Origin of the sequence: Rossellomorea sp. NRS-1567, from assembly GCF_050467885.1 — a bacterium.
Classification (GTDB): domain Bacteria; phylum Bacillota; class Bacilli; order Bacillales; family Bacillaceae_B; genus Rossellomorea; species Rossellomorea aquimaris_C.
This window is the reverse complement of the sequence record NZ_JBITPL010000032.1, coordinates 39,520-60,693: the sequence shown is the minus strand read 5'-3', so window position 1 is coordinate 60,693 and position 21,174 is coordinate 39,520. Positions and strand designations below refer to the sequence as shown.

23 protein-coding genes are annotated in these 21,174 nt (G+C 40.6%); 2 read left to right on the top strand and 21 right to left on the bottom strand.

Features of this window, described 5'->3' with window-relative positions; all coding sequences use genetic code 11:
• Window positions 1-42: 42 nt before the first annotated feature.
• The 3 genes from copZ to ACIFOD_RS21930 form a co-directional block, all read right to left on the bottom strand.
• Complete coding sequence (gene copZ, locus ACIFOD_RS21940) at window positions 43-249, bottom strand: copper chaperone CopZ (RefSeq protein ID WP_113967784.1); 207 nt, start codon at window positions 247-249, stop codon at window positions 43-45.
• 14 nt (window positions 250-263) lie between these two features.
• The gene (locus ACIFOD_RS21935; RefSeq protein WP_430316278.1) at window positions 264-575 is read right to left on the bottom strand and encodes a metal-sensitive transcriptional regulator; all 312 of its coding nucleotides are present in this window, start codon (window positions 573-575) and stop codon (window positions 264-266) included.
• A gap of 185 nt (window positions 576-760) precedes the next feature.
• Entirely contained in the window at window positions 761-1,318 is a 558-nt protein-coding gene (locus ACIFOD_RS21930) for a helix-turn-helix domain-containing protein (RefSeq protein WP_430316270.1), read from the bottom strand.
• A gap of 337 nt (window positions 1,319-1,655) precedes the next feature.
• Here ACIFOD_RS21930 and ACIFOD_RS21925 point away from each other — a divergent pair, with 337 nt between their 5' ends.
• Window positions 1,656-2,480 carry an STAS domain-containing protein gene (locus ACIFOD_RS21925; RefSeq protein WP_430316269.1) on the top strand — a complete coding sequence of 275 codons (825 nt, stop codon included), beginning with the start codon at window positions 1,656-1,658 and terminating at the stop codon, window positions 2,478-2,480.
• A 67-nt stretch (window positions 2,481-2,547) separates the two neighbouring features.
• Here the strand turns inward: ACIFOD_RS21925 and ACIFOD_RS21920 are convergent, their stop codons facing one another.
• From ACIFOD_RS21920 to ACIFOD_RS21850, 15 genes are all read right to left on the bottom strand, one after another.
• Window positions 2,548-3,339 (bottom strand): serine hydrolase, encoded by a 792-nt coding sequence (locus ACIFOD_RS21920; RefSeq protein ID WP_430316268.1) that lies wholly within the window; start codon window positions 3,337-3,339, stop codon window positions 2,548-2,550.
• A 14-nt stretch (window positions 3,340-3,353) separates the two neighbouring features.
• Window positions 3,354-4,358 carry an ABC transporter ATP-binding protein gene (locus tag ACIFOD_RS21915; RefSeq protein ID WP_430316267.1) on the bottom strand — a complete coding sequence of 335 codons (1,005 nt, stop codon included), beginning with the start codon at window positions 4,356-4,358 and terminating at the stop codon, window positions 3,354-3,356.
• A complete protein-coding gene (locus ACIFOD_RS21910; RefSeq protein ID WP_430316266.1) occupies window positions 4,355-5,275 on the bottom strand; it encodes an NlpC/P60 family protein in 921 nt (306 codons plus the stop codon). Before ACIFOD_RS21910 ends, ACIFOD_RS21915 begins: the two co-directional genes overlap by 4 nt.
• 25 nt (window positions 5,276-5,300) lie before the next feature.
• A complete protein-coding gene (locus tag ACIFOD_RS21905) occupies window positions 5,301-6,380 on the bottom strand; it encodes a dipeptide epimerase (protein WP_430316265.1) in 1,080 nt (359 codons plus the stop codon).
• Complete coding sequence (locus ACIFOD_RS21900; RefSeq protein ID WP_430316264.1) at window positions 6,377-7,315, bottom strand: S66 peptidase family protein; 939 nt, start codon at window positions 7,313-7,315, stop codon at window positions 6,377-6,379. The genes ACIFOD_RS21905 and ACIFOD_RS21900 overlap by 4 nt, the downstream gene beginning before the upstream one ends.
• 91 nt (window positions 7,316-7,406) lie before the next feature.
• The gene (locus ACIFOD_RS21895; RefSeq protein ID WP_430316263.1) at window positions 7,407-9,032 is read right to left on the bottom strand and encodes a peptide ABC transporter substrate-binding protein; all 1,626 of its coding nucleotides are present in this window, start codon (window positions 9,030-9,032) and stop codon (window positions 7,407-7,409) included.
• Window positions 9,033-9,074: 42 nt separating this feature from the next.
• On the bottom strand, window positions 9,075-10,085 hold the full coding sequence (locus ACIFOD_RS21890; protein WP_430316262.1) for an ABC transporter ATP-binding protein: 1,011 nt from the start codon (window positions 10,083-10,085) through the stop codon (window positions 9,075-9,077).
• Between the two features lie 5 nt (window positions 10,086-10,090).
• A complete protein-coding gene (locus tag ACIFOD_RS21885; protein WP_397551437.1) occupies window positions 10,091-11,044 on the bottom strand; it encodes an ABC transporter permease in 954 nt (317 codons plus the stop codon).
• Complete coding sequence (locus ACIFOD_RS21880) at window positions 11,044-11,976, bottom strand: ABC transporter permease (RefSeq protein WP_430316261.1); 933 nt, start codon at window positions 11,974-11,976, stop codon at window positions 11,044-11,046. Before ACIFOD_RS21880 ends, ACIFOD_RS21885 begins: the two co-directional genes overlap by 1 nt.
• A 14-nt stretch (window positions 11,977-11,990) precedes the next feature.
• Window positions 11,991-12,815, bottom strand: a complete 825-nt coding sequence (locus ACIFOD_RS21875; RefSeq protein WP_430316260.1) for a M55 family metallopeptidase — start codon at window positions 12,813-12,815, stop codon at window positions 11,991-11,993.
• 429 nt (window positions 12,816-13,244) lie between these two features.
• Complete coding sequence (locus tag ACIFOD_RS21870) at window positions 13,245-13,379, bottom strand: hypothetical protein (protein ID WP_430316259.1); 135 nt, start codon at window positions 13,377-13,379, stop codon at window positions 13,245-13,247.
• Window positions 13,380-13,991: 612 nt separating this feature from the next.
• A complete protein-coding gene (locus ACIFOD_RS21865; protein ID WP_430316258.1) occupies window positions 13,992-14,516 on the bottom strand; it encodes a histidine phosphatase family protein in 525 nt (174 codons plus the stop codon).
• Between the two features lie 69 nt (window positions 14,517-14,585).
• Window positions 14,586-14,894 carry a hypothetical protein gene (locus ACIFOD_RS21860; protein WP_430316257.1) on the bottom strand — a complete coding sequence of 103 codons (309 nt, stop codon included), beginning with the start codon at window positions 14,892-14,894 and terminating at the stop codon, window positions 14,586-14,588.
• A 340-nt stretch (window positions 14,895-15,234) separates the two neighbouring features.
• A complete protein-coding gene (locus tag ACIFOD_RS21855) occupies window positions 15,235-16,413 on the bottom strand; it encodes a TraB/GumN family protein (protein ID WP_430316256.1) in 1,179 nt (392 codons plus the stop codon).
• A 324-nt stretch (window positions 16,414-16,737) separates the two neighbouring features.
• Window positions 16,738-17,322, bottom strand: coding sequence for a vWA domain-containing protein (locus ACIFOD_RS21850; protein ID WP_430316255.1), 585 nt, complete (start codon window positions 17,320-17,322; stop codon window positions 16,738-16,740).
• A 95-nt stretch (window positions 17,323-17,417) separates the two neighbouring features.
• On the opposite strand from ACIFOD_RS21850, the gene ACIFOD_RS21845 reads away from it, so the two are divergent.
• Window positions 17,418-17,897 (top strand): hypothetical protein, encoded by a 480-nt coding sequence (locus ACIFOD_RS21845; RefSeq protein ID WP_430316254.1) that lies wholly within the window; start codon window positions 17,418-17,420, stop codon window positions 17,895-17,897.
• Between the two features lie 35 nt (window positions 17,898-17,932).
• Here ACIFOD_RS21845 and ACIFOD_RS21840 read toward each other — a convergent pair whose 3' ends face one another.
• The 3 genes from ACIFOD_RS21840 to ACIFOD_RS21830 form a co-directional block, all read right to left on the bottom strand.
• The gene (locus ACIFOD_RS21840; protein ID WP_430316253.1) at window positions 17,933-18,622 is read right to left on the bottom strand and encodes a hypothetical protein; all 690 of its coding nucleotides are present in this window, start codon (window positions 18,620-18,622) and stop codon (window positions 17,933-17,935) included.
• A 181-nt stretch (window positions 18,623-18,803) separates the two neighbouring features.
• Window positions 18,804-19,877: an NAD(P)H-dependent flavin oxidoreductase gene (locus ACIFOD_RS21835; protein WP_430316252.1), complete on the bottom strand. Its 1,074-nt coding sequence runs from the start codon at window positions 19,875-19,877 to the stop codon at window positions 18,804-18,806.
• Window positions 19,878-20,160: 283 nt separating this feature from the next.
• Window positions 20,161-20,841, bottom strand: coding sequence for a serine/threonine protein kinase (locus ACIFOD_RS21830; RefSeq protein ID WP_430316251.1), 681 nt, complete (start codon window positions 20,839-20,841; stop codon window positions 20,161-20,163).
• Window positions 20,842-21,174 lie beyond the last annotated feature (333 nt).

Genomic DNA, 21,174 nt, shown 5'->3' with positions numbered 1-21,174 from the left:
CTTTATTGTAAAAGAAAACCGTGCTGAGAAAGCACAGTATCCTTACACGACATCATATCCCTGATCATCGATTGTTTCTTTGATGTCATCAAGCTTCACTTGTGAATCATCGTATTCAACTTCTACTTTCTTGTCTTCCAAACTTACTTGCACCGATTTCACACCGTCTAATTTCCCAACACTGCCTTCAATTGCTTTAACACAATGTCCGCAAGACATACCTTCCACTGTTAACGATTCTTTTTGCATCTGTAAACACTCCTTTATTTTTTCATAAGTTTTTGAATGGTAACCATGACTTCATCTAATACTTCTGTGTCACCTTCTTGAATCCGATCAAGAACACATGTTTTCATATGACCCTCTAATAGAATTTTGGCTACGCTGTTGAGGGCGGATTGAGTGGCGGATATTTGTGTAATGACATCATCACAATACGTATCGCGCTCAATCAAGCCTTTAATTCCTCTTATTTGACCTTCAATCCGATTTAATCGAGTTACAAGTTTTTTCTTAACATTATCAGAATGATGGCTTTTCCGAACTTCTTCGTCTGAGCATGCAGCATGATCCATAACACGCTCTTCCTCTTGAATCACGGATGGGTTAATCTCAGGTTCTTTTTCATTCTTTTCAGTGGTCATCTTCCCACCTCCACGCTCTCAATATACTATACCCCATTATGGTATGTAAAGAAATTTGATTTGATATAAAAAAGCGTGTTTCCTCATTTGGGATGCACGCCTTTTGTATCGATTCATTATGTATGCTTGTTGATACCATCTTTAGGGTTAGAGATATGTATTTCAGTAGAAGCAGTGGCGACACCGATAATGGTGCCTTCTTCATTTAACAAGGGGTGGGCGTATACATTATAGGAAATCGTTCCTGTTTTTAAAGGAATCGAGATCACTCGATTGATGGGTGTCTTTTCTTCTAATACTTCCTCTTTCAATTTCATTAATGCCCTATTCCCTTCATTATTTTCAAGCTCTATGTCGGTTTTTCCAATATGATCGTCTGGAATAAGATCAGGAGTATTAAAGATCCAGGTATAGCGTAATTGAGTATCACAATGTGCGAGCACGACAGGTGCATTCTTTAAAGCAATCGAGAATGGATTTTCCTCGAGATTAAAGCTGGATGCGTGGAAGTCCAATACTTCACCCAGCTTGACAGTGACCTCACTGCTCGGCTTGCGGATGCCATTCTCGATTTGGGCATAGTAGGACCTTTCAATGAAAGCTTTCGAAGCAACTTCCTGTTGGGTCATCTTTTTCATTTTTCTCAACTTAATAAGCCAAGTTCTTTTATTCAATCCTAAGTACCCCTTTCTGAACCTTAATGGCAGAAAAGCAATGTATAAACTCTATTAGAGGGTGGCTAAACAGAAACATTCCCAAATGGTATTATTCGATATAATAGAATGGTAGGAAAGTATTTAAATGACCTACTCTTTAATCTTCATCATGTTGTGAATCTTCTTATTGTAGAGTGATCTCTTCGTGAGACTCTATACGTCCTCATTTAGTATCATTGCTTATGTACTCCTTATAAAAAGCATAACATAATATCCAGTGTTTCCTCTATCCTTTTTCCAAATATATTTACATAATTGTGAAACTCGCAGTTTTGATCCAGTAGGAGGTTATCAGATGTCGATGAAGGCAATTCATGACGAAAACAAGTATCTTGAATTCATTCACACCATAATAGATTCTAAAGTGAAATTGATTCAAGAAAGAACGAACGAAAATACTCCTTACCTAAATATTGTAAATGTACCCCTGCGAAAATGGAGAGGAGAAATGATTGAGCTTTTAGCCCAGTCCCTGAGTTCTCATGATATTCAACAATCTATTGAAGGATGGGCATGTTCTTCTGTTACTTTATTTAAGCAGTTGGAAGTTTCACTTGAAGTAGCGCTGGAAGATCTTCATTACTTTCGGCATGAAATTGGAAAAATAATTAAAAATAATGCAATAGAGAATGAACTGTCCTTAGAAACGTTTTATGAAATTCTTTCTCTTTTTCATTCTGGTGTGGATCGAGCCATTTATCGCCTTACGGTTTCTTATTCTCATTCCCTTGCAGGAACGGTCAGCTCTGAGCTTTCTATACCGATTGTGAAAGTGACAAAGACGATTGCCATTCTTCCTCTTATAGGAGATATAAATTCAGGACGTGCGAAGGATTTAATGGAAAGGGCACTATCAGAGGGAGCTTCATTGGAGCTGCATTATCTGATTATTGATTTGTCCGGAGTGTCGGTTGTGGATACAATGGTAGCCGATCAACTCATCAAAGTTGTAGCTGCGCTTAAATTAGCTGGAATTCAAGCAATCCTAACAGGCATTAGGCCACAAATCGCTCAAACCATGGTCAACCTGGGCATCGTAATTAAGCATATTCCGATGTTCGCCAGTCTTCATACAGCACTTATACATTTGCAAAAGTCAAAAAGCATCCAGAAGTTTTAGGATGCTTTTCTTATGGTAAAGGTTTTTGAGGTATAGCGGAAATTCAAATCAGGCTAAGCCGCTTATTTTACAAATCAGGTTTAGATAAGTAATCATATAGAAGCTTACCGATTTCCGCGATGGTGTTTCGCGCAGTTTCGTTTTCCCCAAGACCGTCAATTAATACAGCTATGTAGGCAGTTTTTTCTTCATACCGAACAATGGCACAATCATGTTCAACCCCAGGTAATTCCCCTGTTTTGTTTGCTATAAAGACTCTTTCCCTGTCCATTCTTGCCGGTAGCTTGGTATCAAATTGCTGCTGATGCAAAATTGATAGCATCCTTTCACGGCTCTGCTCACTGAATAGTGGGCTCTGGTCCAGTATCCGCAAGCAGGTGATGATATCAGAAGCAGAAGTCAAATTGTCATACCCTTGTTCCATTGATTGAAAATCCATCATTTTCCGATTAAGCTTAGTGTGTTTTAATTCTAAAGAATTACAAAGGTTATTGATTGCTTCTGCCCCTATACGGTCGATCATGAGATTCGTCGCCGTGTTATCCGACACAATGATCATGAGTGTGAGGAGGTCTTTTACCGTCAACGACATATTTTCGGAGAGTGTTGACAACACGCCTGCCCCTCCCACTCTATCCTCTATAGGGACCATTACCGTTTCATTTAAGCAGATTTCCCCCTCCTCTGCCTGACGAAAGCCTTCAAGTAAGATCGGAACCTTGATTAAACTTGCGGCTGAAAAAGGAGTGTCATTATTGATTTGGATGGAGCGTGATGGCAGGTCAATGGCTACACTGACCCTGCCCATACATTTATCAATAGCTTCCAGAATTTTTCCCTCTAATAATTTTTCATTCATCCACTATTCATCCTTTACTTTGTGACCGCTACTTCGTCATGATCCTTGGTGATTTCATTGTCGTACAAGTGACAAGCAACAAAGTGCTGTTCTTCTACTTCCTTCCATTTAGGTTTAAGGCTGGCGCACGCTTCCATGGCTACAGGACAACGTGTTCTGAATACACAGCCACTTGGTGGATTGATCGGGCTGGGGATTTCCCCTTGAATGATCATACGTTCACGCTCATCCTCTACATCGGGATCAGGGATGGGGATAGCTGAAAGTAAGGATTGGGTATAAGGGTGAAGAGGTTTTTTATAAAGCTCCTTACTCTCGGTTAATTCAACCATGTGTCCCAGATACATCACTCCGATGCGGTTACTGATATGCTTGACCATGGAAAGATCATGAGCAATGAATAAAAAGGTCAAACCCTTTTCTTTTTGAAGCTTTTTCAATAGGTTTACGATTTGAGCTTGAACGGAAACATCCAGAGCAGAAATAGGTTCATCGGCGATTATGAAATCCGGATTAAGGGCAAGAGCTCGTGCTATGCCAATACGCTGACGCTGTCCGCCACTGAATTCGTGGGGATAACGATTAGCATGATCCCTATTCAGTCCGACATCTTCCAGCAGCTGATAAATACGTTCCATCTGCTCTTTTTTATCCCGGTATAAATTGTGTGCCTCCATCGGTTCTGCAATAATTTCACGTACCGTTGAACGGGGATTAAGAGAAGCGTACGGATCCTGGAAAATCATCTGCATACTTCTATAAAAGGATAGCTTTTCTTTTTCAGAGAGTGTATGAACATTCTTCCCGTCATACAGGACTTCCCCATCTGTGCTGTCATACAAACCGATAATGGTGCGGCCTGTAGTCGACTTCCCACAACCCGATTCCCCTACTAGACCGAATGTCTCACCTTTATAGATATCAAATGAAATACGATCCACTGCCTTTAAGATTTTACCTTTTTCAAGCTGAAAATATTTTTTTAATTCCTTTACTTCTAGTAGTTTGTGATTCGTCATGGTGATTCCTCCGCTTCCTCCCAGTAACGTCTTGCCATACATAGCTCTTTCTCGTAGTAGGTACCTTTCAGGGAAAGAATTTCAATGGTTTTCCCAGTATTGGGAGAGTGGATCATCTTTCCGTCACCATGATAGATCCCAACGTGATGAATGCTCCCCTTCCCTTCTTCATATGCAAAAAATAAAAGATCACCAGGCTCTAATTGATCCAGTGCTACTTCTTTTCCAGCTTTTGCCTGGTCATTTGCATCTCGGGGAATCAGATAACCATTTGCCTTGCACATGGTATAGCTGAAGCCTGAGCAATCAAACCCATAGCTCGTCATCCCTCCCCATAAATAAGGAAGATCAAGAAATGTTTTTCCGGAATTGACGATGTCTTGGCCACTACCCTTTTGATCGTTAACCTTTGTGGTTGAGATGATCACATCTTTCTGTTTTAAGAAGCGTGTACCTAACGGAGTCACAACTTCGATAACATGATCATGCTCTTTCACAACGGGTAAAATCGTTTGGAAACTGAGTGCCAATTCCACCTCATCCCCTTCATTAATTAAATTCGTAAATTTGCTAATGACTATGGCATATGTATCCGTTTGAGTTAACTCCCCGAGTGAAAGTTGAGCGCTGGGGACCCAACCAGGGTATCCTTGATTGTCTTTCGATGTAGCCTGGTCCGGAATGATCACATGAGACCAACCGTCCTCCTCTTCCATCACCAATACTTCCTGGCCGAATAAAGCTTGTGATTGTATGCGGTTTTCATCGCAAAGAGCCAACCGGGTTTCATGTGTCAAAGAATCTAACCATTCGTTGATTTGCACGGGATTGGAAACGGCAGGTGAATCCAAATCACGGGCTGAATCCTTGGATGTCCAAACGGTTGATACGGGTACTGCTATTAGCGCTTTTGTCATCATATTAATTCCCCCTCGTAGTTATTTAAACTAGTACTCTCTCTATCCCTAATCCAGATTGGGTGGGCATCGTGATCTTTCGACCGTTATATTCAATGCCTCCCACTACTATATCTTTTGCCAACATAAGAGGGGCGTCGAAATCAAATCGGGTGACATTCTTCTTGCTTGCTGCAAAATGAGCTGCGGACGTAATCCCGAGGCGGGTTTCAATCATGCTCCCTACCATACATTCGACACCACAAACCTCCGCGAGGTCGTTAATTTTCTGAGCGTAATAAATGCCCCCGGCTTTCATGAGTTTAATATTGATCAGGTCTGCGCTGCGGGTTTTTAACACCTCAAATGCTTGATATGGTGTAAAAACACTCTCATCTGCCATAATCAGTGTATCCACTCCATCAGTGACTCTCTTCAGCCCTTCAATGTCATGAGCGGGTACTGGCTGCTCGACTAATTCAATATTAAGATCAAGGTCTTCCAGTTTACGAATCGCTTTGACAGCCGCTTTCGATTCCCAGCCTTGATTAGCATCCAGTCGAATTTTGATATCGTACCCGATTCGTTGGCGTATCTCATAAATTCTTTTAATATCCGTCTCGATATCATCTTTCCCCACTTTGACCTTCAGTACGTTAAAGCCTTGCTTCACATAGGCTTCTGCATCCTCACCCATTTCCTTTGGGCTATTAACGCTCACAGTATAATCGGTCTCCAGCTCATGACGGTACCCGCCAAGAAATTGATAGAGTGGAAGATTGCTATACTGAGAAAGGCAATCATATAAGGCCATATCTACAGCAGCCTTTGCGCTTGAATTACGGACAAGTAGAGAATGTAATTGTTGAAAAAGCTGTTCATAATTTAAGAGACTCTTCCCTATGATGGCCGGCTTGATCACTTGTTGTATGGCCCATTCAATGCTTGATAGGCTGTCCCCTGTAATCACGACTGTCGGGGGAGCTTCTCCCCATCCAACAGTCCCGTCATCACACGTTAATTTCACAACGATGCCTTCTGCCACTTCAACGGTGCGTAACGCCGTTTTAAAAGGTGTATGCAACGGAACAGCTGTTCGGAATGTTTCCAGTTGATGGATCTTCACTTATTCTCATCCTCTCTTATGCCAGTTTCTACGATGAATCTTTGGTTATACGTATTCATTCGTCCCATACTTCCTAATGGTATGGCGATACTTGGGGAAGAATGACCGATATGCAATCCTTTTAATGCAGGTTTGCCTGCATCTAAAATATGTTCTTTGAGCACCTCATCGAGAGTCAGGGATTCTTCGCGTTTTTCCGGCACACAGTTTTTGAAATCCCCGATGATGATTCCGGATGCGTCATGGAATTTCCCCGCCATTTTCAGCTGATTCATCATTCGGTCCACTTTATAAGGTTCTTCATCGATATCCTCGATAAGTAGGATTTTACCTTTTGTATCCACTTCAAAAGGAGTCCCTAATGTGCTAACCAATAAGGTAAGGTTTCCACCTATTACAGGTCCACTTGCTGCGCCTTCTACAACCGTTTCCAACATGGAAAGTTTGTTTGTATATTCTATGTCTTCCGAACGAAACAACTGTTCGAAGGAATTCTTCGTTAATGCATGTACATCCGAAAGACCAATATCTGAACTTAACATAGGACCATGAAACGTAACGAGTCCTGTTTGTTGATGAATAGCTGTATGTAAAAAAGTGATATCACTATATCCCCAAAAGATTTTCGGGTTTTCCCCTATTAAGTTGTAATCCAATCGGGATACGATCCGTCCTGTACCGAAACCGCCGCAAGCACAAATGATGGCTTTAACGTCACGGTCTCTGAACATCATATGGATATCTTCTATCCGTTCTTGATCATAACCTGCCAGGTACCCATATTTCTTATGGACAGATTTCCCCAGTTTTATGTCCAAACCTAATTCTTCAAGAAAGGTTAAGGCTTTTTTTAATGGTTCAGATTTCGGAGGGCTTGCAGGAGCAATGACTCCTATTGTATCCCCTTTTTTGAGTCTTAACGGTTTTATCACCACACGCTGTCTACCCCTTTCGTAGAAAAAGAGGGAGCAAACGCAAGGCTTAAAACAGCCTTGCGTCTTCTCCACTCACTCTTAGTTTAAGCACCTATTTCTTGTCTGCCCATTTTAATTCCATATATCCAACTGGATGGCGAACGATGCCGGATACACCTTCATTTTGTAAATACACGTGGTTGTAGAAGTGGATTGGAATGATCGGCATTTCATCCATTAAGATTTTCTCTGCTTCATACATTAATTCGAAGCGTTTCGCTTCATCTGCTTCATTCATGGCTTGTTTGATTAAGCTGTCAAACTTTTCGTTGCTCCAACCTGTTCGGTTCATGGAATGCCCTGTTTGGAAGTTCTCCAGGAAGTTGATCGGGTCTGCGTAGTCTGCCAGGAATGAGCTTCGTGATAATTGGAACTTCAATGCTTTTTGTTCGTCCTGGAATACGTTCCATTCCATATTGGCCAATTTAACGTCTACCTCTAAATTTTCCTTGAACATTTGTTGAAGGGCTTCAGCGATTTTCTGGTGTGTATCACTAGTGCTGTACGTTAAGGTTACTTCAGGTAGTTTATCGTATCCTTCTTCTTCCATTCCTTTTTTCAGAAGGGCTTTCGCTTCTTCGATATCTGTATTCACTAAATCTCCATTTGCTTCCCGGAAGTCTTTTCCTGAAGGATCTTTAAAGCCTTTTGATACGAAGCCGTATGCTGCTTTTTCTTTGTTCTTTGTCACGTAGTCGACCATTTGCTGTTGATCTACCGCCATGGCAAATGCTTTACGGATGTTTTGGTTTTGGAAAGGCTCTTTTTCTATATTGAAACGGTAGAAGTAGGTTCCTGCTTGATCCTCTACATTGACTTTACCTTCTTCGAATAACTGTTTACTTAAATCAGCCGGAACATCGGCTGTATCCAACTCACCTGTTTTGAATAATTGATAATCGGTGTTTGTATCGTTCACCATTGCCCAGTGAACTTTATCCAATTTCACTGAATCTTTATCCCAATATTGATCATTCTTCTCCATAACAAAGTGGCTGTCATGCTCCCATTCAGTCAGCTTAAACGGTCCATTTGCTACGAATGTATCAGCTTCTGCAAACCACTCAGGGTTTTCAGTAGCAACTTTCTCATTGATTGGGAAGAACGCTGGATTCGCAATGACGCTTAAGAAATACGCTTGTGGACTAGTTAGAGTGACCTCAAATGTTTTCTCGTCCTTCGCCGCTACCTTCACTTCATCAGCGGACCCTTTACCTGTATTGAAGGCCTCTCCACCTTCAATGAAATAACCTAAGAAGGCAGCCGGTGATCCTGTTTCCGGATTCAACAGACGTTTCCAAGCAAAAACGAAGTCTCCAGCGGTTACATCATCACCATTAGACCATTTGGCATTGTCACGAATGTCGAATGTGTATACCTTTCCGTCTTCAGACACGTCCCATTTTTCTGCCATTGCCGCTTCGGGTTCATGATTGGCGTTTAAACGCGTCATCCCTTCCATTAAATTGTTTAATGCTGTCCAGGAATAGGAGTCGAATCCAATAGGAGGATCAAAAGACGTTGGTTCAGCACCATTATTCAAGTGAAGAACCTTTCCTGCATTTTCTTTCTTACTGTCTCCACTGCCTGATTCACTGCCTGCATCCTTTGTAGCTGTACATGCCGCCAACACAAACAAGAGCATTCCCACTAAAAGAACTGATAATAGCTTCTTCATATTCTTCCCCCTCTTATTCTATTTATCTATCAAACAATTAACTTAACGGAAGGTTAAGCTAATCGATGAAAGCATCGTTTTGGCACGTTTATCCTGAAGCCAGCAGTCAACGTGGTGATCGTTTGATAGTTGTGTTTTCGCTGGGTATACACGGTCGCACACTTCCATCGCCTTTTCACACCGGGGAACGAAAGGACATCCTACGGGTGGTGAAAATAAATCAGGCGGTGAACCGGGTATCGGAATCAGATCTTCCCCATCAAGATCAAGTCTTGGAACGGATTTTAGTAACCCTTGAGTATACGGATGTTGAGGGTGATAGAAAATCTCTCTTCTGTTTCCTTCCTCTACAATTTTACCGGCATACATGACGGCAATGCGATCAGCAACTTGAGCTACTACACCCAAATCATGGGTAATCAAAATAATCGAGACCCCGGTTTTTTGCTGTATTTCTTTAAATAATTCCAAAATTTGCGCTTGAATGGTTACATCGAGAGCTGTTGTTGGCTCATCGGCGATTATAACGTCTGGTTCGCATACGAGTGACATGGCAATAACAATCCGCTGCCTCATTCCCCCACTAAATTGATGGGGATATTGCTTTAATCGTTCTTCAGGGTTTGAAATACTGACAAGTGTCAGCATCTCAATCGCTTTTTGTCTGGCCTGTTTCTTGGAAACATCGTTATGCTGCAGAATTCCTTCTATTATTTGCTCCCCGATTGTCAGGGTCGGATTCAGAGCTGTCATGGGATCCTGAAAGATCATCGAGATATCGGCCCCTCGAATCTTTCGCATTTGGGGTTCGGTTACATTTAAAAGGTCTTTTCCTTTAAATAGTATCCTGCCGTTCGTCACCTTCCCAGGAGGACTCGTAATTAATCTCATAATGCTTTGAGACGTTACACTCTTTCCGCATCCAGATTCGCCGACAATGGCAAGCGTTTCCCCCTTATGTAAATCAAAGCTCACTCCCCGTACCGCTTTGACTTCACCCCCATATGTCGAGAAATGTACATGTAGATCTTGTACAGATAATACTTGATTCATGATGATTACCTCCTTAGCTTCGGATCAAGTGCATCCTGTAGTCCGTCACCTAAAACGTTGAATGAGAACATAGTTAGTGAAATAAATAAAGCCGGGAAGAATAATCGCCACCAATATCCTGATAGAATCGTAGATAAGCCGTCATTAGCCATGACTCCCCAACTCGCATACGGAGCTTGAATGCCCAATCCAAGGAAGCTTAGGAATGCTTCCGCAAAAATAGCGCTTGGTACGGTCAGTGTCATCTGTACGATAATCGGTCCCATCGTATTAGGCAGGAGATTCTTCCGTATGATACGGGCTGTTTTCGTACCAAACGTTTTAGAAGCAAGAATGAACTCATAGTTTTTAATTTGGAGCACTTGTCCCCTTACAATTCTGGCCATACCGATCCAGCCCGTCACGGTTAAGGCAACGATAATAGTGAGTAGGCCCGGCCCCATCACTACCATTAATAAAATCACAACTAATAGGTAAGGTAATCCGTATAGAATTTCAACAATACGCATCATAACGTTATCGGTTTTACCACCCTTATAACCTGCTACGCCTCCATATACAATTCCAATAACAAAATCAATGAGTGCTGCCATAAAGCCAACAAACAAGGATATGCGTGCACCGTACCACGTACGGGTAAATACATCTCGTCCCATATCGTCGGTACCAAACCAGTGATCACCGGAAGGCGGCAGGTTTTGGTTCGAAAGTGTTTGCTTCGTTACGTCATGGGGAGAAATGATGGGGCCAATGACTGCCATCACAATTAATCCGATTAAAAAAACAAAGCCAAGCATTGCCAGCTTATTTTTCACAAGACGCTTCCACGCATCCTGCCAATAAGAAAGACTCGGACGGACCACCGCTTCGGCATCATCTTTATTCCTCTTCTTGGGTGTAAACCACTCATCCAGTACGTCTGGAGTCACATTTGGCTCTTGGTGTTTTGGAACTCCCATTATTTCGCCTCCTTCTTATGTAACTTAATACGGGGATCCAGGAAACCATAAGCTAAATCTACTAAAAACAGCATAAGTATGAGAAATGCACTGTAAAATACAGTCGTCCCCATTATGACGGGATAATCACGCTGATTGATGCTTTCCACGAAATACTTTCCCATTCCCGGAATCGCAAAGATTTGTTCAATAACGAATGTTCCTGTTAATATTCCTGCTGCTAGAGTACCCAGTACAGTTACAACCGGAAGTAAGGCATTTCGCAGGGCATGTTTAAACACAATCTTGATTGGTGACAACCCTTTGGCACGGGCTGTTCGAATATAATCCTGGGTTAACACCTCCAACATACTCGAACGAGTCAGACGGGCAATGATGGCCATTGGCCCTGTCGCTAATGCCAAGGTCGGAAGAACCATGTGGTGCCAGCTCGTCCATGTGGCTACAGGAAAGATTCCCCTGTTTACAGCCAATTCCTGAATAAGTAATGTCGCCATCACAAAGTTTGGAATCGAAATACCGAGTACGGCGAAGGTCATTGCCATGTAATCTATGATTCGGTTATGTCTGAGAGCAGCCAATATCCCTAAAATAATGCCAGACAATACTGCAATCACGAGAGTAATCATTCCTAATTCAAAGGAAATTGGAAATCCCCTTCCCAATAAGTCATTTACGGTTTGTGATGGTTGTGTAATAGATGGACCAAAGTCTAATGAAACCAGGGACTTTAAATAGAGAAGATATTGAACCATCAACGGCTCATTCAAATGATAATGAGCTTCTAAATTTTGCTGTACTATCTCACTTGTATTTCGCTCTTCATTAAACGGTGACCCTGGTATGGCATGCATTAAGAAAAATGTTAATGTCACAATCAGCCATAACGTAATCACCATGGCCAGTAGCCGTTTCAACAAATATGTACCCATTGATCTCACACTTTCTAACAGAATGTTGTTCGCATCGCCAGTTCAGTCATCACAAGCATGGCTCTATAGGCTTCCAGGATATCTTTTGCCTCAAATCGTACAGTGGTGGTGCCTGCCTCCACTTCTGTTCCTGGCATAAGACTTGCCCACTCCGCTTGTCCATAATTCGCAAATTCGATTCGCAATGTCGGATGGTCAGGTGGAGTGAGAGGTTTTACGATTTCTTTATTATGTATCGCTTCTTCGGTTTTCTCCTTTAATAATTGAGCTGATTTCTGAGGTGTCAGGCTTTTTGCCACAGAACGGGAAATCGTTTCCTTCACGACGGCTGTCGTAACATTAGGGATCAATGCTTCTGCCTCAAGTGCTGCCTGGTCATCTCCTGCAACCATCAACACTGGAACCCCGTAAAATCCTGCAACATACGCATTAAAGCCCAGCTCACCTACGGCAACATCATTGATATACATGTTGCGAACGCCGAAAATCATCGAATGGGACATCACCCCTTTCGTCGAAGCCCGTGCGTGATAACCCACAAAAAAAGCCCCATCAAACGTGGCATCCAGTCCTTGAACCATCGAATATGGTTTCACTCCACCGGATATCAACTTTGTTTCTGGATGCAGCTTTTCAATTAATAGATTATTCATTTGTGAATGACTATCATTTACCAGTACTTCGGCGCAACCTGACTCAAAGGCAGCAGATATTACCGCATTCGCTTCCTCCGTCATCAAGACCCTCCCACGCTCATAATTATGCTTGATCGAATCTACGTGTGTATGATCAACTAAGCCTGTAATTCCTTCCATATCCACCGACATATATACATTCATATAGTAACCCCCTTTCCTAGGAAATATTTATTAAATTTTCTTAATATTATAAATATTAATCCGCCTAATTACAACAATTTTTTGAATAAAAAGGAATTTATTCCTATTTCCATAAAATAAGGAAAATAGGACTATTTTTAGATTCCTCCAAAAGGATTTTCCACCTTTTTAATCAAGAAATAGTTCATTAGAATCATCAAATTTAATGAAAAACTAAAAATGCGATGGATTTCATAATCGAAATCACACCGCACCTTTTGTTAATGTAGATGTTTTATATCCTTAGGATAGAGCGTTTGATGAAGGATAAATGACCCAGGTTCATATTTTATTGGTTCCAACAGCTATTCGTTTTTATGATAATGAACCTTCCATAGGAAAAGACCTGGAGAAATCACCTCTCCAGGTCTTAAACTCGGTTAATGTATGTTAGCTTATTTTATTCAAAAGTTTTTCTGAGTGCTGAGAGCCCATCTCTGCCACTAAATCGAGTAATTCTGCTTTCGTTGTCTCATCTAGGCCTTTATAAATAAGGAAAGCTTGTGTTGCATCAGAAGTAATCAACTTTCGGTATAACTTGGATATCCTTTTACTCCTGTGGGTGTCCATTAGATCCTCCTCTATAAATCCTTTCTGTTATTATAATAAATATAGACTTGTTTTTTCAATATATTCTTAAAAAATTAATTATGTAAAAAAATGAATCAACTACATTACAGCTTCCTAATGGTCAACCTTGGAGGAGAAAATAATTTTCTTAGACCTTTACACGTAGGTGATTATCTAATAGATAAATCAGGTGCTAATTTTCCAAACTCAAGTGCTTCGAGAATGATCTCCTCAGAGTAACCTGTATACTGAGAAAGCATTTGGATCGTAATTTTCTGAGATTTACGAGAAGCTTGATTTTTTGCCATATGTGTTTGATACAAAACAATGGAATATTTGTCATGTATATTGAGCAACGATCGTCACAGCTCCTATTATTCTCTCCTCACAAGGTTGCGGGTAAAGGCTACTTACTATTTACCCATTGATCTTTTTTGAAAACGTATATCGAGCATTTATAATTAGCGTATTTTCTGGACTGCGTTGATCCAGAATAGAATTCCTGTCCCCCAACGAGGAACAAATTCTCTTTCAATCATCTTTTCCCCTAATCAGTTTGTCTATAGTTCAGAAAGAAAATAATCTATAATCGCCATTATTAGAAGAGTGCTTCAGGATATTTTCATCCTTGGACCCTACTGTGAAATATGAGCCGATAGCCCCAGTCGTACAACGGTGACCTGAAATCAGAATATTCTTCTCATTATTTCCATGCTCTTTTTTCAGTTCAGTCATAAATGAAAAAATTCTTTCTATGAAACAATCTGTTTCTTCAAGTCCTTTATAAATTCTTGCATTAGGGAGAACCCCAGCCATTTTCACCTCGCTTTTCAGCAGCCCGTCCGCTTCACCTAAATCATAAACATCCAATCTTGGATCTATGAGGGCTTTCCTTCCAGTGGCAATTTCAGCCGTCTGAACCGCCCTTTCTTGTGGAGAGGAATAGACATAATCAAAAGGAATCTGGGACAGTTTGTCCTTTAAGTATTCAGCTTGTCTGAAACCTTCTTTATTTAAGGGGAGTCCCTTTCTTCCTTGTAATCTGCCTTCCTTGTTCAAGTCAGTTTGACCGTGTCTGATAACGTATATCATATATACACTCCTTTCTATCATTCTATCTCCCATATGTAACGAGTTATTTACTCCCGGTTTAAATCCAAGTCATAATTGATTTTCCCTGGTCATTTTCTTTTTCAAAGAGAAAAAGGTAACAAAACATAACATGATATACATGAAACCAATGATTAATCCTAATGTTATAGAATAAGTCATTACTCGATAGAGGGTCAGCACACCCATGACAATTAAGAGAATAAGGAATAATAATCCGTTCTTTTTATTTTGAAGCACGATTGATGAAAATATGGCTAATGCCAGAGTAGTGGAGATTAAATGTCCCATTGCTAAAATGATTCCCCACAAAACATCATTGTTAATAGATATCAAGTTTGATAGTGATTCTGGATACATTATAATGCCTCCTGAACTTAATAATTCCACACTGTATGTATTATTTAGTCTCTTTCCCCCTCTGTCTCTCAATATGAAAAGCAAGAAAAGCCACACCACTAAAACCAATAATCCCAAAAACACCAGCGATTATTCCCTGAACGGAATGTGTGAAGAGAGAGAATCCCATAACAAAACTAGATCCTACAAGAAGGAGAAGTAACCAGTGGGCATATCTTTTTATAAGGTGGTTCATTTTAAGGATCCCTCCAAAATATCATTATTCTATTCATTTTAACATAATATTCCAAAATCTTTTAATAAAAAATAAGCTACCCCCAAAAGGATAACTTATTTCACTTTACTTTAAATTTTCTAGAAACAGTCGCACAACATCTGCCCCACCAATTACAGTACCAAGTGTACTTCCTAAGTTAGCAAGCATGACAATGAGGAGGATTCGCGTTACTTTGTTTCTCCAGAATCCTTTTACACTCAGAACGTCTTCAGATAGTGAATCAAAGTCGCCGACATTTGGTCTGCGGAAATATGCTTGCACGAATCCGGCAAACCACCCTGCTGCCAGAAGTGGATTTAACGATGTGAATGGTGCTGCCACAAATGCTGTCAATATTGCTAATGGATGTCCTAATCCAATGGCTACGCCCAGTGCAGAGAATCCTCCGTTCCATAGTATCCAACTAATTCCCTGTTGTATCCCGGCATCCGGATTAGAGATGAAGGTATAGGCAATCACGGCAAGAATCATGACGGGAATGGCCCAGCCGATAATCTTTGGCCATTTTGATTTAGCAGGACGTTCGTTCAGCTTGTCCAGATTATGTTCATTATAGATTTCTTTCGTTATACCGGGTACATGAGCAGCGCCTAACACTGCTACAATTTTCTCTCCCGGGGCATCTTTGATTTTCTGGGCAAGGTATTGATCCCGTTCATCGATTAATGGTATTTTCAATTTAGGAAACACTTGGGTAAATTCATTAAGCATCGAATCCAGCATATCTTGAGATTTGATTTTCTCGAGCTCTTCTTCTGTAATGGTATCGGTACTGAAGATGCTGTATATGATTTGGGTCATAAGTTTCGCTTTGCCACTGAACCCCACACTATTCCAAATACGGGAAAACGTGATTTGGATATTCCGGTCAGCCAGGACGAGTTCAGCGCCAACTTCTTTAGCCGATTCAATTCCTTGTATCATTTCCTGCCCTGGTTTGATGCCGAATTGCTTGGCCATACGCCGTTGGAATGATCCAATGGCCAGATTCATAAGAAGCAATGTAGCTTTTTTGTCTTTAATTACTTGAAAGATGTCCGTATCTTTCCATTTATCACCCTCGACGATTGATTGATACCTTGGTTCATCCAGCTCGACACAAACCGTGTCCGGCTGTTCGGCTTCGACCACTTCTTTTACCTGCTCTGCACTCTGACGCGACACGTGAGCAGTTCCGATGAGAATGTATTCCTTCCCATCCATATGTATTCTGGTAATATTCTTTTCGTTTTCTGTCGACATAGTGTACCTTCCTTTAATTCCGTTGACTTCCAATTTGATTAAATTGAATCTACCTCATTATGATAAACTAGTTTTGGCAAAATTTAAATAAATTCTGTTTAGAATCGATAAAGATCTTGGTTTTTGAGGTGATTTTTATATGTGTTGAATGGGTTAAGGTGGGAATTTTGGTCTGTTGATTTCTATTGGTCTGATTTAACGGCGATATTTCTATTTTAACGGCGATATTTTAAATATAACGGCGAATTCATTATAAAGCACGACAGGTATTCTTTATAATGAAAAGAATCCCATCCTATAGATGAGATCCCAAAATCGATATTACTATCTACTTCTTTTATCAAACACAGCCTCACTCACCACATCATACATCTTTTCGACCCCTTCAGAAGAAGCCTCAAATTGATAAGCATTCCCCATATCGATGCCGATATTCAATGCTTCTTCAGCAGCATTGATATTCGCTCCCAGGAAAGTGAACTCCCAATTGTATCTATCCTGCTGATGACTGATAAGGTCCTTCACATTACTGGCCGAGAACTCAACGCTTGCATTTTCCATACCATCGGTTGTGATAACGAAGATGACTTTACCTGGTCGTTCCAATTCCTCAAGACCAGATAAGCGATGACCTACTTTGAGAATCGTTTTTCCGACAGCATCCATCAGAGCAGTGCAACCGCGTACATAATATTCCTCTTGTGTGAGCCTTACTTTATTAGCCTCCATCCCACTCCATAATTGCTCGACCTTATCATCAAAAAGAACGGTAGTAACGAGGGTTTGACCCGGTAATTGACTCTGCTTTTCAATAAAAGAGTTATAACCTCCAATCGTTTCATCTTCAAGTCCACCCATTGATCCACTTCTGTCTAACAGGAATATAATTTCGGTTAAGTCAGTATTCATTTTTTTCCATCCTCTCTTCGTGGTTTCTGATATAATCATAACCACGAAGAGTAAGGAATGGGTCGCCTAGTAAGCGACATTTTGGAGGTGAAACAATGCTTAGTGAAAAGATCTTGCAGGAACTTCGTGATTTCGTGGAAACAAATAGAGAAATACGGATATATGATATACAAAAAGAAGAACCCTTCTTAAGTGATAAGATTTATTCCAGTGAGCTGCAAGATTTTATTGAGCTGCATCAATCAGCGTCTTTTTCAGAGAGGTTATTTCAGCACATCGATGGCAAGGGTCAGACAGATGCTTCCATCTACAAAAAAGCAGGACTCGACCGCAAGCACTTTTCGAAAATCAGATCCATCCCTGATTACAAGCCGAGTAAACGGACAGTAGTAGCCCTGTGTCTCTCTCTTGAACTATCGGAGGAAGAAACCGGTGATATGTTGAGTGCCGCCGGTTTCTCCCTTTCAGACAGCGACCGATTCGATCTCGTGATTCAGTTTTGTTTAGAGAAGAAAATCTATGACATGGATGACGTGAATCAGGCACTGTATTCCCTTAAGTTAAAACCACTATAAAAAAGTAGAGTGCTAGAAACGGCACTCTACTTCTACTAATATTTCTTTTCGATTTTCTCTTGTAGCGTTTCGATTTTTTCTGGAAGAACGAATAAGTATTCAATGAGGCCTTCTAATAATTCCATAAGTAATGCCGCTGTTTCATCGTCAATTTCCCTTTCCAATTCCAGCATTTCATAGAATGGGGAGTTGGGATGAACAAGGTGGCTCAGCGCCTGGATTGGCTTTGAAAGATCGACATTTTCGGGTAATTGGTCGAACTGTTCCGATAACGATTGCCCATTTACTTTGTCTCCATTAAAATTCTTCAGCACACTCTCCAGTACGCGCTTAGACATAACGGCTGTAGCAGAGTTATCCTTCGACTGGCTGACATTTAATGCGGATCGAAATGATCGGACGAGGTCCTGTGGAATCCGTTTATTCCCTTGAATCTGATCCAACGGTCCGTTCGTTGCCAGGGGATCATAAATATACAGGCCCGCTTCCTCACGTCGATTGACCGAATCATCATTTAGCATAATAACAAAGAGAGCAGATTTCTTACACTCTGAACAATTTGCTTCTGCAAACAGTCCTGTTTTATTTACTTGATAAAAATTGGCTTTCAAAACAAATTCACTTGTCTTTGAGCAGCTTGGACATTGACTTTTGACCTTCTTAGGAACTTTTTGATAACCATACTGAATATGAGACAGTACAGATCCAGGTAATATTTCTCTCATTAGAACCTCCTAAAAAAAAGCAACATAGCGAATGGATTTTAACTATTTAGAAAATTTAAGATAAATAAAAAAACGCTTTCCTTATATCAAAATTATACCTTTGCTAGAAATGATTACAAGGTTTAATATTTGGAAAATAGGATTTGTGAGATTGGGACTATGAATGGAACGAGTGAATTGGTTATTCATTCAACCTTCCTATCGTTTCTTCAACTTCAGATACGATGGATATAAGGAGGTCTTTAGTAGATATATCCCTGCTGAGTCTCGGGCTTTGTCCAGACCACAAGGACAAGAATTCTGGAATTCCCTGTTTACCCGCTTCTTTTCTCAGCCTTTTCGTTAACGCATGTTGTATGGGGTACGGCGGTAATTGGCTCTCGAATTCCTGCATTTCCCTTGTAAATCTGTTTTCAATTCCTCGGGCAGGTTTCCCGCTAAAGGCAGCTGTGATGACCGTATGAATTTCTGATGATTCTAAGACAGCCCTTTTATGAGAAGCCCCAGCCCCACTCTCTTTACATGTAAGAAAAGCAGTTCCCATTTGGACTCCTTTTGCCCCTAAAGCAAGTGCTGCAATGACGCCTCTTCCATCCATTATCCCTCCTGCAGCAATCACAGGTATGCTCACCGCATCCACCACTTGTGGAACGAGAGCAAAGGTTCCGATCATTGAGTGTTTAAATGAGTCAAGAAACGTGCCTCGATGCCCACCAGCTTCACTTCCTTGGGCGACAACGATGTCTACTCCGCTCTCTTCATTGATAACTGCCTCTTCAACGGTCGTCGCGGTACCGATCACGATGGTTCCTTCCTTTTTTAACTCTTTCACAAGTTCTTTAGATGGGGCTCCGAACGTAAAGCTGCAGATGGATATCTTTTCATTGAAGATGACTTCTAGCTGCTTTTCAAAATCGGTTTGGAGCTCTGAAAACGAGCTGTTGTCCGTTAGGTTTAATTCTTTATTAAAAGGCTCCAACAATCTTTTGGCGTTGGTTATTTGTTCTTCATTTACTATTGGAGTTTCAGGTATGAAAAGGTTCACCCCAAAAGGCTGATTCGTTTGATCTTTTATTTCTTTGATTGCTAGTTTCATATTATCTGCTGACATATATCCTGCTCCCAAGGTTCCCAAACCTCCCGAATTTGAGACCTCTGATACCAGATTTGCATTAGTGACTCCACCAGCCATTCCTGCTTGGATGATGGGGTAGTGTGTGCCCAGTACTTTAGAAACGCTATTTTGATTCCACATGATTTCCCCTCCTTTTTCTTGAAGTGCTTTAAATTGAAGTATAAATAAATTATGACAAATTTATCCTTCATGTACAATTGATTACTCTTTTTCTTTCTATAGAAAGTGAAGGGGAAAAATGTAAGATATAAATTGAGATTGATTGTATTAGCACGAAAACTCATATAAGAATTCCTCATTTACTGTATTGAGAAGTACTTACTTGCAAGGTGGTATTGGCAACTGGAAGTACCTTTACCTAGAAAAAAAAGCATTCAAAGCTTTTATTGCTCTGAATGCTTTTTTAGTCTCTTTTAAATGAAGTAAACTTCAATACAATTTTCATAAATTCCTCATAGGAAGTAAAATGCTTGTTCCAGGAGTTATACCATTTCCGAATCGTTTCAAGTAACCAAAATGGAACGGCTTTACCGTCTATGATGTGGTAGTGATCCTCATATGCTTTCTTTAAATGCTCCCATCTGAAATCATTTCCAGGAAGCACATATTCTGACACATCTATAATTTTCGCTCTTCCATTTTGAAGTAAAATATTCTTTAAATGAATATCACGGGGATTCATTCCTTGATCACGAACATATTGTCTGGCATCCTCCACATCTTGAACTACTTGTTCTGGAATATGAATTCCCTGGAGCAGACAATCGAATAGCGTTGGTCCCTCTTCGTAACTTAAAACGAGAAATTTATCGTAAGCTGCATAGCAGGTTGAGAAAAAAGGTGATTTCCCAATGGCATTGTACACTTTTTCTTCTATAGTAATTTTCGATCCCTTATCCTCCGCGTACAATTTGAACGCAAACTCTGGAGCATGAATGGATTGAAAGACCGCTGCATCCGTCCCGACACCGATGCATCTTAGACTATCATCCCCACCATGTATCCTGACAGGTTCATTATTGGGATTGGAAGACACGGTGACTTGGGATAGAGATGGTAGTGCTGTTTCCCATTTATTATCCATATATTCTCCCTTCGTAGGAATTGAACTCTATTAAAGGTATGATTGGAATTCATACCTTATTCAGAATAATATAGCACCTACCAAACCCTGATATCAATTTTGCACCTTTGTAATTTGCTAGAAATTTTAGACAGCTGTATGTAATTGTATAAATTCGAACAGTTAACGTCGGTTAGAAGTTTATTGGAGGCAAAAAGATGGGAAAATACTTTGAGGAATGACTCTACGTATTTTCCCATCTTTTTTTTATGAATTTAATGACAACATTACGAATTCTGCTGCTCATTCCCTAACTTGTACACAGTGGATGATCACTCAAGGAGTTAAATGGAC

Bases quoted from the DNA above. Each gene is read 5' to 3' on its own strand.
- ACIFOD_RS21880 (WP_430316261.1), bottom strand. From the start codon at position 11,976: ATGGGTACATATTTGTTGAAACGGCTACTGGCCATGGTGATTACGTTA.
- ACIFOD_RS21850 (WP_430316255.1), bottom strand. From the start codon at position 17,322: ATGAATACTGACTTAACCGAAATTATATTCCTGTTAGACAGAAGTGGA.
- copZ (WP_113967784.1), bottom strand. From the start codon at position 249: ATGCAAAAAGAATCGTTAACAGTGGAAGGTATGTCTTGCGGACATTGT.
- ACIFOD_RS21935 (WP_430316278.1), bottom strand. From the start codon at position 575: ATGGATCATGCTGCATGCTCAGACGAAGAAGTTCGGAAAAGCCATCAT.
- ACIFOD_RS21845 (WP_430316254.1), top strand. From the start codon at position 17,418: ATGCTTAGTGAAAAGATCTTGCAGGAACTTCGTGATTTCGTGGAAACA.
- ACIFOD_RS21925 (WP_430316269.1), top strand. From the start codon at position 1,656: ATGTCGATGAAGGCAATTCATGACGAAAACAAGTATCTTGAATTCATT.
- ACIFOD_RS21920 (WP_430316268.1), bottom strand. From the start codon at position 3,339: ATGAATGAAAAATTATTAGAGGGAAAAATTCTGGAAGCTATTGATAAA.
- ACIFOD_RS21860 (WP_430316257.1), bottom strand. From the start codon at position 14,894: ATGTATCCAGAATCACTATCAAACTTGATATCTATTAACAATGATGTT.
- ACIFOD_RS21835 (WP_430316252.1), bottom strand. From the start codon at position 19,877: ATGTGGAATCAAAATAGCGTTTCTAAAGTACTGGGCACACACTACCCC.
- ACIFOD_RS21875 (WP_430316260.1), bottom strand. From the start codon at position 12,815: ATGAATGTATATATGTCGGTGGATATGGAAGGAATTACAGGCTTAGTT.
- ACIFOD_RS21830 (WP_430316251.1), bottom strand. From the start codon at position 20,841: ATGGATAATAAATGGGAAACAGCACTACCATCTCTATCCCAAGTCACC.
- ACIFOD_RS21840 (WP_430316253.1), bottom strand. From the start codon at position 18,622: ATGAGAGAAATATTACCTGGATCTGTACTGTCTCATATTCAGTATGGT.
- ACIFOD_RS21865 (WP_430316258.1), bottom strand. From the start codon at position 14,516: ATGATATACGTTATCAGACACGGTCAAACTGACTTGAACAAGGAAGGC.
- ACIFOD_RS21895 (WP_430316263.1), bottom strand. From the start codon at position 9,032: ATGAAGAAGCTATTATCAGTTCTTTTAGTGGGAATGCTCTTGTTTGTG.
- ACIFOD_RS21855 (WP_430316256.1), bottom strand. From the start codon at position 16,413: ATGTCGACAGAAAACGAAAAGAATATTACCAGAATACATATGGATGGG.
- ACIFOD_RS21885 (WP_397551437.1), bottom strand. From the start codon at position 11,044: ATGGGAGTTCCAAAACACCAAGAGCCAAATGTGACTCCAGACGTACTG.
- ACIFOD_RS21915 (WP_430316267.1), bottom strand. From the start codon at position 4,358: ATGACGAATCACAAACTACTAGAAGTAAAGGAATTAAAAAAATATTTT.
- ACIFOD_RS21910 (WP_430316266.1), bottom strand. From the start codon at position 5,275: ATGACAAAAGCGCTAATAGCAGTACCCGTATCAACCGTTTGGACATCC.
- ACIFOD_RS21890 (WP_430316262.1), bottom strand. From the start codon at position 10,085: ATGAATCAAGTATTATCTGTACAAGATCTACATGTACATTTCTCGACA.